Consider the following 10,780-nt stretch of genomic DNA (forward strand, 5'->3'; position numbering starts at 1 on the left):
TCCTCTAATTGCCTGAGCAAGGGCAACCCTTGGCGATTGTCAGGATCCAAGGCCAATGCCAGCCCGAGGATCTGGGCGGCACGTCGTGTCTCCTCCGCTTTGCTGGTGTCCATGGTGCCAGTCAGCAGGACCAGTTGCTTCGACAACGAAGTCATCGTATCCGCATCCACCGGCAACTTGTCGCGACGAAAAGGTACCGGTCCGTCGTTCGGTGGCACGAAGGCGGCCTGAGCCAGCGAAGCGATGGCAAAGGTCAGGACCAGGAAGCATTTCATTAAGCCCATCTTAGTTCTTCTCTACGCGTACCAACAAGCCGTCATTGCATCGCAGGCCGCACTTCGAGCAAACTTCGCCCATGCCGGATGCCGAACAAGCCCCCCGCCCCACCTTCACCACCCGCGAGGAAGTCATGTTCTTCGACACCGATTGCGGTGGCGTGGTTCACAACATTGCCTACCTGCGGATGATCGAAACCTGCCGCACCAAGCTCGCCGCCTCGATGGGCATGGACTTGAAAACCATGGCTGAGACGAAGCTGTTCCCGGTCGTCACCCGCACCGAGATCAACTACCGCCGCCCCGCCAAACTCGGCGATACGATCGTCATCCACGGCCAACTCGCCGAGCTCCAGCGGGCGAGGTTCTGGTGCGAGTTCGAGCTGAAACGGGAGAGCGATGACGAGTTGTTGGTCACCTCAAGGCAATCACTATCACTTGTGCAAATGCCTGATGGTAAGCCGGTTAGATTGCCGAAAGAGTGGGAATGGTAAGCCTGAGACAAAAGCTGTCCCTCCCCACCGGTCCATCGATGTCCCCTACCCGTCCCATCCGGCCATCCACGTCCCCTCCCCGTCCCATCGGGCCCATCCACGTCCCCTCCCCGTCTCATCGGGCCCATCCACGTCCCCTCCCCGTCCCATCGGGCCCATCCACGCCCCCTCCCCGTCCCATCGGGACGATCCATGCTAGCCGTGGGTTTTCAACCCACGGTCCCGATCATCGCGAAGACCCTTGTCGCGTCGTGACACTTCAAACCCAGTTCGGACCGCAATCCAATTGAAGCGTCACTGACGTGACGCCGCTCATCTCCCCCTCCGGCATCCGTGGGTTGAAAACCCACGGCTATCATCAGAAGCCGCTACGCGGCTGGGATCTTCCGATGATGAAATCCGCTGCAGGCGATACCATGGGCGGATCATTCTTGCACCTCCTCCATTCCTCGGCGACGCCACTTGCCATAGGTGATTCCGATCAAGACAAAGGCGCCGGCAATCATCCAGTAGGGAATGAAGACGAAGGTCCATCCGTCGCTCGACTGGAAGCTGGTCTTAGGCAGCCAGCGGGCATCTGCCATCTCTTGCTCTACCACCGATGGAGAGCCATTGGAGGCAGCCATCGTGATACTCCTCGGATACGGAAATGAATCGAGGAGGGCGTCCCAGTCTTCAATTCTGCTCGATCCCAGATGGAAGGTTCCTGATGGCAGAGCATTCAGACCTAGGTCCCGGAGCTTCGAGCGTTTCGTCACCGCCAGGTAGGCCCAGCCACCATGGCGATGTCCCAGCTCGAGTCTTTGGGTGCCTCGGACAAACACGGTGCTGACCGGATGGTACTCTGAGGCCCACCACGCGATACCAATCGCAGCGAAAAGAATGCTGGCGATCCATGCCCTCTTCCTTCCGTGTATTCCGTGTGGTCCGTGGTTCATTTCTTCCACTTGGAACTTCTCACTCGGCACTTGGAACTTTCGCGGAACGCGCGCCCTTCTCCATCCAAACCGCCAGCACCGCGATATCCGCCGGCGTGATCCCAGGGATCCGACCCGCCTGACCCAAGGTCGCGGGCTTCAACTCGGAAAAGCGCTGCTTCGCCTCAGCTTTGAGACCGCCGATCGATGAGTAGTCGAGGCTGCTCGGAATGCGCTTCCCCTCCTGCCGCGACATCTTCTCCACCTGAAGAAGCTGCCGCTCTAGGTGGCCCTCGTACTTCAATTCCGTCTCGATCAGCGGCCAAAGTTCCACATGGAACTCCGATAGAATGGAGGCTGGAAGGGTTTTCGCGGTATTTTCCACGCGGCGAAACCAGTGGTCGAGCTTCACTCCGTCGAGGTTCGTCTTGCGGCTCCAGGCCTTGGCACGGTCGAGCTCGGACTGCTTGTGCTTGACCCGCTCGACCCGCTCGCCGGAGACCAGACCAATCTCGGCAGCCAGAGGCGTAAGACGCAGGTCGCAGTTGTCCTGGCGGAGCAGCAAACGGTATTCGGCGCGGCTGGTGAACATTCGGTAGGGCTCGGTGCATCCCTTGGTGACAAGGTCGTCGACCATCACCCCGAGGTAGGCCTGGTCGCGCCGCAGGATGAAGGGCTCCTTGCCTTGGACCTTGAGTGCGGCATTGGTCCCGGCGATGAGACCCTGGCCGGCGGCTTCCTCGTATCCGGAGGTACCATTGATCTGGCCGGCGAAGTAGAGGCCCTCGACCCGCTTGGTCTCCAAAGTCGGGTAGAGCTGGGTGGGTGGACAGTAATCGTATTCCACCGCGTAGCCCGGTCGCAGGATCTCGCATTTTTCCAATCCGGGAATCGTGCGGAGAAAGTTCAGCTGTACTTCGTAGGGCAGCGAGGTCGAGACGCCATTGACGTAGTACTCGTGGGTCTGCCGACCCTCGGGCTCGAGGAAAATCTGATGGCGCTCCTTTTCGGCGAAGCGGACCACCTTGTCCTCGATCGAGGGACAGTAGCGCGGGCCGACGCCCTCGATGACCCCGCAGTACATCGGCGACTGATCGAGGTTGGCGCGGATAATGTCGTGGGTGGCGGGGCTGGTGTAGCCGATCCAGCAGGGCGATTGTTCCACGTGGAACCCAGAGTCTCCCCAAGGATTGAGGGTGTGCACCTCCCCCTCCTCCGACTTCAGCGAGTCGGCCATGTACGAGAAAAGTGGGGCGGGCTCGTCGCCATCCTGACGCTCGCATTTCGAGAAATCCAGCGAACGTCCATGCAATCGGCAAGGGGTCCCCGTCTTGAAACGTTCCACGTGGAACCCCAGGGTTTTCAAGGAATCCGATACCGTGGAGATCGCATCGCCCATCCGGCCACCCTTCTCGTTCTTCAGACCGACGTGCATCAGCCCCCGCATGAAAGTCCCCGCGGAAAGGATCACCGAGGCGGCCTCGATCTCCATCCCGAGCGAGGTCCGGATGCCAGTGATGCGATCGTTCTCGACCATCAGCTCGGCGACATTTCCCTGATGGAGCTCCACGCCCGGGGTCGACTCCAGCACCCACTTCATTCGGAACTGGTAGGCCTTCTTGTCGCACTGGGTGCGCGGGGCGCGGACCGAGGGACCTTTCGAAGCGTTGAGCATCCGAAACTGGATCCCCGTCGCATCCGTATTGAGACCCATGACTCCTCCAAGCGCATCGATCTCCCGGACCATGTGACCCTTTGCCAATCCGCCAATCGCCGGGTTGCAGGACATCTGGCCAATGGTGTCGAGATTCTGAGTCAGCACCGCCACCTCACAGCCCAGCCGGGCCGCGGCAAGGGCAGCCTCCACACCGGCATGGCCGGCTCCGATGACGAGCACGTCGTAGCGCTTAGGGTAGCGAAACATGATAAAGGGGCAGGAAACTAGCAGGGCCCGGAACTTAGACAAGGCTTGGTGCGAGGGGTGGAAGTTCCACGTGGAACAGCCTGATTCCCTGGTGCGTCGGGGGCGGCATGCTGATTCGGGCCTTGGGGTACAGGATTCGGGGGGCAGTGGTCAGAAAGGCAAAAAGCAGTAAGCCACGACTCTTCTTGCCTTTCTGACCCCTGAATCCTGGCCCCTGTACCCCAAAGCCGCTCGCACCTAACGGCCCCCAACCGCACTACCCTTCCGAAGACGACCGATCCAAAATCCCCGTGCTCGCCCGCGGCAACAACTCCGACAACTGAAACTCCTCCCGGCTCTCTTTCGACACCAGCAGCACCCGCGGATCCCCGAACTCCGCCAGCACCTGACGGCACGCGCCGCAGGGCGAGATCGGCTCTTTCGTATCCGCCACCACCACCACGGCAATGATCTCCGTCGCCCCTGCCACCACCGCCGAGCCGATCGCCACCCGCTCCGCACACATCGTCAGGCCGTAGGAAAGGTTCTCAACGTTGCAGCCGGAAAAGATCCGTCCGTCGCTCGAAACCAGCACCGCGCCGACATGGAAGTTCGAGTACGGGGCGTAAGCTCGATCGCGCACCGCCCATGCCTGCGGAATCCAAGTTTCCCAATCCATGCCCTGAGCTTGACGATCCTTGGTGGAGCTTGGCAAGCGCGCGAATTTTCGACTCGCACCGCGCGCTCCAATGAGGCAGCAAAGGGCATGCGTTCTTCCTGGTTCACGGGCCTCATCCTGCTCGTCCTTCTCGTCGCCTTCCGTTGCCTCGGAGCGATGTTCTCAAGCGAGCTCCCAAGCTTCTCTCCCTTGCCCGCCTTCTTTCTCTGCTGCATCGTTTTTTTCCGCGGCAAACAAGCCTGGCTGCTACCACTCGGTGCCTGGTTGCTGAGCAACCCGATCGCGACCCTGATCCAAGGCTACAACCCCATCGAGCAATGGGCACCGGTGCTGACCGCCTTCCTGACCCTGCTCGCCCTTGGTTTCCTGGCCCTGCCACTGCGCAAGCACGCCACCGCGCCAACGCTCCTCGGTGCCGGCCTGATCGCTGCCGTGCTCTTCCACCTGGTCACCGGTGTCGCCGCGTGGATCGCGTATCCCCTTTATGCTAAGGACCTTAGCGGTCTTTACCAATCTCTCTGGAGTGGCCCGTTTGGTGCTGAGATTCCCTCCTGGGCCTTCCTGAGAAACCTGGCAGCCGCCAATCTGCTCTTCACCGGTCTGTTCCTCGCGGCCCGTCACACTTGGCTTCCCGCTACTCGTCGCGAAACCACTCCGCTGGTTTCGACCCGATAAGTTCTTGCCCCAACTCCGCAATCGCCCCTATCTCCGCCGCGTCCATGTCCGCCGACACCCACTCACTCGACTTCTCCGGATCCCCGATCAATCAGAGCCTGAGCGCTGAAGACAAGATCGAGCTCTATCGCAAAATGGTTCGCATCCGGCGTTTTGAAAACGCTGCGTCGAAGGGCTTCAGTCAGGGAAAAATGGGAGGCTTCCTCCACCTCTACATCGGACAGGAATCGGTCGCCGTCGGCACGCTCTCACTATGTGGCGACAATGACCACAACATCACCGCCTACCGCTGCCACGCCCACGCGCTCGCTTCCGGCATGAGCATGAACGAGTGCATGGCCGAACTTTTCGGCAAGGTCACCGGCTGCTCAAAGGGTAAAGGCGGATCAATGCACTTCTTCGCCCCCGACAAGAATTACTGGGGAGGCCACGGCATCGTCGCGGGCCAGACCCCCCTTGGCCTGGGCCTGGGCTACGGCCTCAAATACAAAGGACTGGAGGGCTGTGCGCTTTCCTTCATGGGCGAAGGGGCCGTCAACCAGGGTGCCTACCACGAGTCGCTCAACATCGCCGCGCTCTTCGAAATCCCGGTCGTCTTCATTATCGAAAACAACGGCTACTCGATGGGCACCTCCCAGAAGCGCTCGTCTTCCTACCGCGGCTGCCTCGCCCAACGGGCCGAAGGCTACGACATGGACTGGGACGTGGTCGACGGATCCGATCTCTACCAGATCCGCGCCAAGGCCCACATCGCCATGGAGCGCGCCCGCAAACAGCACAAGCCCAGCATTCTCGAGATCACCACCTACCGCTACTACGGACACAGCGTCGCCGACGCCAACGCCAAGAAATACCGGACCCCGGAGGAAATCCAGAAATACAAGGACAACCACGACCCGATCAACCTCTGGCGCCAGCGCCTCATCACTGAGGGGATCTTGACTGAAGAGTCCGCCAAGGAGATCGACAACGCCGCCAAGGAAGAAGCCGCTGCCTCCGTCACCTTCGCCGAGGAATCCGCGCCACCCACCGTCGACGACATCATGAAAGACGTCTACTGGGAGTCCGACAACAACACCGAAGCCTCCAAGGTCGGCCGCCACTTCTTCAACGAGTGATTCTACGAGAAATCTAGTAGTTCCAATTTCCAGCAAACATCTTCATGTCACGCGAACTCCAATACCGCCACGCCATCCGCGAAGCCCTCGACGAGGAACTTGCACGCGATGAGAACGTCGTCGTCATGGGCGAGGAGGTCGCCCAGTACAACGGCGCCTACAAGGTCACCGAAGGCCTGTGGAAAAAGTGGGGCTGCAAGCGCATCGTCGACACCCCGATCTCCGAAGCCGGCTTCATCGGCATGGGCATCGGTGCCTCGATGCTTGGGGTTCGCCCGGTGATGGAGCTGATGTTCTGGTCCTTCCATTCGGTCGCCTTCGACCAGCTCGTCAACAATGCCGCCTGCGTGCGCTACATGTCCGGCGGCCTGATCAACGTGCCGATCGTGATGCGTGGCCCGGCCAACGGCGGCACCAACGTCGGCGCCACCCACTCGCACATTCCCGAAGGCCTCTTCGCCGCCTTCCCCGGCCTCAAGGTCTGCGCCCCCGCCACACCCTCCGACGCCAAAGGCCTGATGAAAGCAGCGATCCGCGACAACGACCCGGTCTATGTCATGGAAAACACCCTCCTCTACGGCATGACCGGCCCGGTGCCTGATCCCGCAGACGGCGACCACATCGTCCCGCTCGGCAAGGCCGACATCAAGCGTGAGGGCTCCGATATTTCGCTGATCGCCCACGGTCGTTCGGTGATTCACGCCCTCGCCGCCGCCGAGACGCTCCAGAGCGAGCACAACATTTCCGCCGAGGTCCTCGACCTCCGCTCGATCCGCCCCCTCGATGTCGAAGCCATTCTCGAAACTGTCCGCAAGACCAACCGCGTCGTTCTCGTCGACGAATCGAAAGGATTTGGCGGCGTCTCGGCGATGGTCTCCCACATCATCCAGGAGGAAGCCTTCGACTGGCTCGATGCCCCGATCAAGCGCGTGATGACCATCGACGCGCCGGCGATCTACTCGCCCCACATCGAGAACGAACAACTGCCGAATCCGAAGCGGATCGTCGAGCAGGTGCTGACGATTGCCTGACCTAAACTCGCCATGAAACGCCGGCCGCCATCTTTCATCCGATGGTTCTTCGCCGCCGTCTGGCTAGTCAACGGCATCGGCTGTAAAGTCCTCGATCTGGTCCCAAGGCACCGCGAAATCGTCGCTAGAATCCTCGGCGAGGACCACTCGCTTCTACTCACCCGACTGATCGGCCTTTCCGAAGTCGGCATGGCGCTGTGGATTCTATCTGGCATCCGGGCGCGCTGGAGCGCCGTCGCCCAAATCGCTGGAGTCGCCACGATGAACCTCATCGAATTCTTCCTCGCCCCCGATCTCCTGCTTTTTGGACAGTGGAACGCGCTCGTCGCTGCGGCCTACATCGGTCTCGTCTACTGGGAGGAGTTCGTGCGCGACCGGCCGTCATGAGATCCAATCCCTTCGCGGTCGAAGCTTGGTTCGATCATTCGGTCACCCTCACTTTCGCCGTGCCCCTCGAAGAGCTCAGGCAGCGACTGCCCTCCTGCCTCACCCCCGACGCCTTTGATGAAAAATACGGATTTGTCGCCGTCGCCATCGTCAAAACCCGCGACCTCAGGCCCCGCGGCCTGCCGAAATGCTTCGGTCGCGACTTCATCCTCATCGGCTACCGCTACTTTGTCCGCTACCGCGACCAGAATGGCCGAAGTCTCCGCGGCCTGCTGATCCTGAGGTCGGAGACCGACAAATCCCAGATGGTCCGCCTCGGCAATTTCTTCACCTCCTACCACTACATCCGGACAGGGATCCAGCTGCATGCCGAAAGCGACCGGCTCATCGCCGACGACCCGCAAACCGGGCTCCACATCGAGACCGATCTCAATCCAAGCGCTGACGTGCCGCTACCCGCCGACTCACCATTCAGTGACTGGCGGGAAGCACGTCGCTTCTGCGGTCCGCTGCCCTTTACCTTTTCCCCGGACGAGCATCGCAGGGAGGTCCGAATCATCGAAGGCGTCCGCTCAAACTGGAAACCCAACCCTGTCCGCATCCTCGACTGGAACATTCCCTTCCTCGACACCCTCGGCTTCAGCGAAATCAAAACGGCCAACGCCTTCATTGTACGAGATATCCCGTACTTCTGGAAAAGGGGCCGGAGTGAATCATGGACGCCATGAAACGAAAACCGCTGCAGGGGGTCCGGACTGTTGTTCGCTTCAATTGGCATTTCTTTGTGATCGCCCTCGTGGTGATCGGCCTTCTGCTTCTCGTCGCTCCAGCCTTCCCCCCGTTCTACCTTGCTGCCGCCGGCGCCACCCTCGCCTTGATCCTTTCACTGGTGGCCACCGCGATTGCCTACGACTTCAGCGGGCTTTATCGCCTCGACTGGCTCGATGGACTGATGAAAGACGCGCACGAAGTCGCCAATATCCACGCCGGATTCGATGAAACCAGTGATCTGATCAGAACCCGATTCCCCTCGGTAACTCTCTCTATTGTCGACTTTTACGATCCGGAAAAGCACACGGAAATCTCCATTCGGAGGGCCCGCCAGGCCCACCCGCCAGCTCCCGGGACCATCGCCTTTGCCAGCCAACGCATCCCGTTTCCCGCAAGATCCTGCGACCTCGTCCTTCTCACGCTCGCAGCTCACGAAATCCGCGATCCCGACGAACGAGTTGGGTTCTTCCGGGAAATCCGACGGATCCTGAAGCTCGACGGCCATGTCGTCGTTACCGAGCACCTGCGGGATCTTCCCAACCTGATTGCCTACAACCTCGGTGCCTGGCATTTCCATACACGCCGCGAATGGTTGTCGACCTTTCGGGAAAGCGGCTTTCAGATTGCAGAAGAGAAAAGGCTCAATCCTTTCATCACTTCATTCGTTCTAACAAGCTATGGAACTTCAACTTGAGATCGCCGGCATCCTGCTGATCGGTCTGGCTCTCCTTCATGCTGGCTTCCCTCGCTACTTCAACTGGCGGGAAGCCCTGCGTGGACTGGACGATCTCCACCGCGAGGTGTTCAAGGTCCACACCTTCTTCGTCGCCCTCATGGTGCTGCTGATGGGCATCCTGTGCCTCACCAGTGCCAGCGAACTCTCCTCCACCCCACTTGGTCGAAAGATCGCGTGGGGTCTCTTCTCCTTCTGGTTCGCACGCTTGATCATCCAGTTCTGCGGCTATTCTTCCAAACTGTGGCGCGGGAAACCCTTCGAAACCTCGATGCACCTCCTTTTTTCGCTCCTGTGGGCGTATCTGAGCGCGGTTTTCCTGCTGACGGCCATTGCCTGATTCGATCAAGGGACTCCACGCCCGAGAACAAAGACCGCTTTCCCTGCCTGTCAGCCTGACAGCCTTTTTCGTTGCCACTCCGGTGGTGCTCCTTAACATCGCTCCACAATGAACGTCATCAGAATCATTTCTCTGGTCGCCGTCTGCATGGCGGTTAGTTCCTGCTGCTGCCTCTTCAACTGATCCATCTCATGAAAAACCTGCTTGTTCTTCTGTCGCTCGCCGTTGTTTCCCTCGGTCTTTCTTCCTGCAAGATGTTCCCACGCCCAGCCTTGAGCGCGGGCTACTACGAAACCACTTCCCAAAAGAAGCTTTGTGGTCATGACATCGTCCGCGAGGAAGTGCTCATCGACGCCAAGAGCGGTCTGACCGAAGTCCGCGAAACCAAGGTGCCCCGCTACAAGACCGTCACCAAGAAGGAGCGCGTCCCTTGTCCGAAGTGCACCCGCTACTACTGGCTCAGCGAAGGCTGCTGCGGTTCAAGCACCGAAGAAGCCCGCAAGATGGCAACCGCGCAACCTTCATCGGGCAGCCCGTTCATCGGTCTGATCCCAACCATGAAGGAGATCGCCCCTTGATCCTCGCACCAATTTAAATCAGGCGGAGTTCCCAAGACCGGGGACTCCGCCTTTTTCGTCCCTGATTGCCGCCATCCCTACAGAAGGCAGCAAAAACGCTGGAAAACCCCCCCACATCACCCAAGCTCCCACCGAACACTCTCCTTACCTGATCCATGGCCACCAATATCGATATGCCAAAGCTCTCGGACACCATGACCGAGGGCACCCTGCTCACCTGGCACAAAAAAGTCGGCGACCAAGTCGAAGTCGGTGACATCATTGCCGAAGTCGAAACCGACAAAGCCAACATGGAAGTCGAAGCCTTCGATGAAGGCACGATCACCAAAATCCTCGTTCAGGAGGGGGAAAAGGCCCCGATCGGTGGAATCCTTGCCATCCTCGATGGCGATGACGAAGGCGGCGACACTGATACTCCCGCTGCCGCCAAGACATCCGAACCGGAGCCAGCCGACGAGCAACAGAAGTCCAAGGCCGAGAAGAGCGCACCCTCCTCGACGTCCGCTCCAGCCACTACCACCAGCGCCGACGGCACCCGGATCAAATCTTCACCGCTCGCGCGGAAAGTCGCCGAAGAAAAAGGCGTCGATATCTCAACCCTCACAGGCACTGGCCCCGGCGGACGCATTGTTCGCGCCGACGTCGATGCCGCCGGAACGGGCAGCTCGCAGCCATCCCAGGCAGCCAGCGCCGCCGCTGGCCTCGTCGCAGCCATCAAGGCACGCAGCTCCGGTTCATCAACTCCAGCCACCCCAGCCACCCCAGCCACCCCAACCACTCCAGCCGCCGCTCCCAAGGCCATCGAAGCCACCGCCAAGGAAGGAGACGAGACCGTCCCACTGAGCACGATGCGCAAAATCATCGCCGAGCGCCTGCTAC

General features: G+C 60.2%; 14 protein-coding genes. 10 read left to right on the forward strand and 4 right to left on the reverse strand.

Features of this window, described 5'->3' with window-relative positions; translation table 11 throughout:
• A partial coding sequence (locus WBG04_RS11895; protein ID WP_424314650.1) for a hypothetical protein occupies positions 1-275 on the reverse strand: 275 nt, incomplete at its 3' end.
• Positions 276-355: 80 nt separating this feature from the next.
• Here WBG04_RS11895 and WBG04_RS11900 point away from each other — a divergent pair.
• Positions 356-769: an acyl-CoA thioesterase gene (locus tag WBG04_RS11900; protein WP_424314651.1), complete on the forward strand. Its 414-nt coding sequence runs from the start codon at positions 356-358 to the stop codon at positions 767-769.
• Positions 770-1,194: 425 nt separating this feature from the next.
• Here the strand turns inward: WBG04_RS11900 and WBG04_RS11905 are convergent, their stop codons facing one another.
• The 3 genes from WBG04_RS11905 to WBG04_RS11915 form a co-directional block, all read right to left on the reverse strand.
• Complete coding sequence (locus tag WBG04_RS11905) at positions 1,195-1,707, reverse strand: hypothetical protein (RefSeq protein ID WP_424314652.1); 513 nt, start codon at positions 1,705-1,707, stop codon at positions 1,195-1,197.
• 19 nt (positions 1,708-1,726) lie between these two features.
• Positions 1,727-3,610: a tRNA uridine-5-carboxymethylaminomethyl(34) synthesis enzyme MnmG gene (gene mnmG / locus WBG04_RS11910; protein WP_424314653.1), complete on the reverse strand. Its 1,884-nt coding sequence runs from the start codon at positions 3,608-3,610 to the stop codon at positions 1,727-1,729.
• A 256-nt stretch (positions 3,611-3,866) separates the two neighbouring features.
• Positions 3,867-4,268, reverse strand: coding sequence for a cytidine deaminase (locus WBG04_RS11915; RefSeq protein ID WP_424314654.1), 402 nt, complete (start codon positions 4,266-4,268; stop codon positions 3,867-3,869).
• Between the two features lie 87 nt (positions 4,269-4,355).
• Between WBG04_RS11915 and WBG04_RS11920 the strand changes: the two genes are divergently transcribed.
• From WBG04_RS11920 to WBG04_RS11960, 9 genes are all read left to right on the forward strand, one after another.
• Positions 4,356-4,943 (forward strand): DUF6580 family putative transport protein, encoded by a 588-nt coding sequence (locus tag WBG04_RS11920; RefSeq protein WP_424314655.1) that lies wholly within the window; start codon positions 4,356-4,358, stop codon positions 4,941-4,943.
• 44 nt (positions 4,944-4,987) lie between these two features.
• Positions 4,988-6,061, forward strand: a complete 1,074-nt coding sequence (locus WBG04_RS11925; RefSeq protein ID WP_424314656.1) for a thiamine pyrophosphate-dependent enzyme — start codon at positions 4,988-4,990, stop codon at positions 6,059-6,061.
• Positions 6,062-6,105: 44 nt separating this feature from the next.
• Positions 6,106-7,092: an alpha-ketoacid dehydrogenase subunit beta gene (locus tag WBG04_RS11930; protein WP_424314657.1), complete on the forward strand. Its 987-nt coding sequence runs from the start codon at positions 6,106-6,108 to the stop codon at positions 7,090-7,092.
• A gap of 12 nt (positions 7,093-7,104) precedes the next feature.
• Positions 7,105-7,479: a DoxX-like family protein gene (locus WBG04_RS11935; RefSeq protein WP_424314658.1), complete on the forward strand. Its 375-nt coding sequence runs from the start codon at positions 7,105-7,107 to the stop codon at positions 7,477-7,479.
• Positions 7,476-8,207 (forward strand): DUF2071 domain-containing protein, encoded by a 732-nt coding sequence (locus WBG04_RS11940; RefSeq protein WP_424314659.1) that lies wholly within the window; start codon positions 7,476-7,478, stop codon positions 8,205-8,207. Before WBG04_RS11935 ends, WBG04_RS11940 begins: the two co-directional genes overlap by 4 nt.
• Positions 8,204-8,944, forward strand: coding sequence for a class I SAM-dependent methyltransferase (locus WBG04_RS11945; protein WP_424314660.1), 741 nt, complete (start codon positions 8,204-8,206; stop codon positions 8,942-8,944). The genes WBG04_RS11940 and WBG04_RS11945 overlap by 4 nt, the downstream gene beginning before the upstream one ends.
• Positions 8,928-9,323, forward strand: a complete 396-nt coding sequence (locus WBG04_RS11950; RefSeq protein ID WP_424314661.1) for a hypothetical protein — start codon at positions 8,928-8,930, stop codon at positions 9,321-9,323. The genes WBG04_RS11945 and WBG04_RS11950 overlap by 17 nt, the downstream gene beginning before the upstream one ends.
• Positions 9,324-9,514: 191 nt before the next feature.
• Entirely contained in the window at positions 9,515-9,901 is a 387-nt protein-coding gene (locus WBG04_RS11955; protein WP_424314662.1) for a hypothetical protein, read from the forward strand.
• Positions 9,902-10,056: 155 nt separating this feature from the next.
• Positions 10,057-10,780 (forward strand): biotin/lipoyl-containing protein (locus tag WBG04_RS11960; protein ID WP_424314663.1); only part of this gene is annotated, 724 nt, incomplete at its 3' end.

This window comes from Haloferula sp. (genome assembly GCF_049672945.1).
In the GTDB taxonomy this organism is placed as follows: Bacteria; Verrucomicrobiota; Verrucomicrobiia; order Verrucomicrobiales; family Akkermansiaceae; genus Haloferula.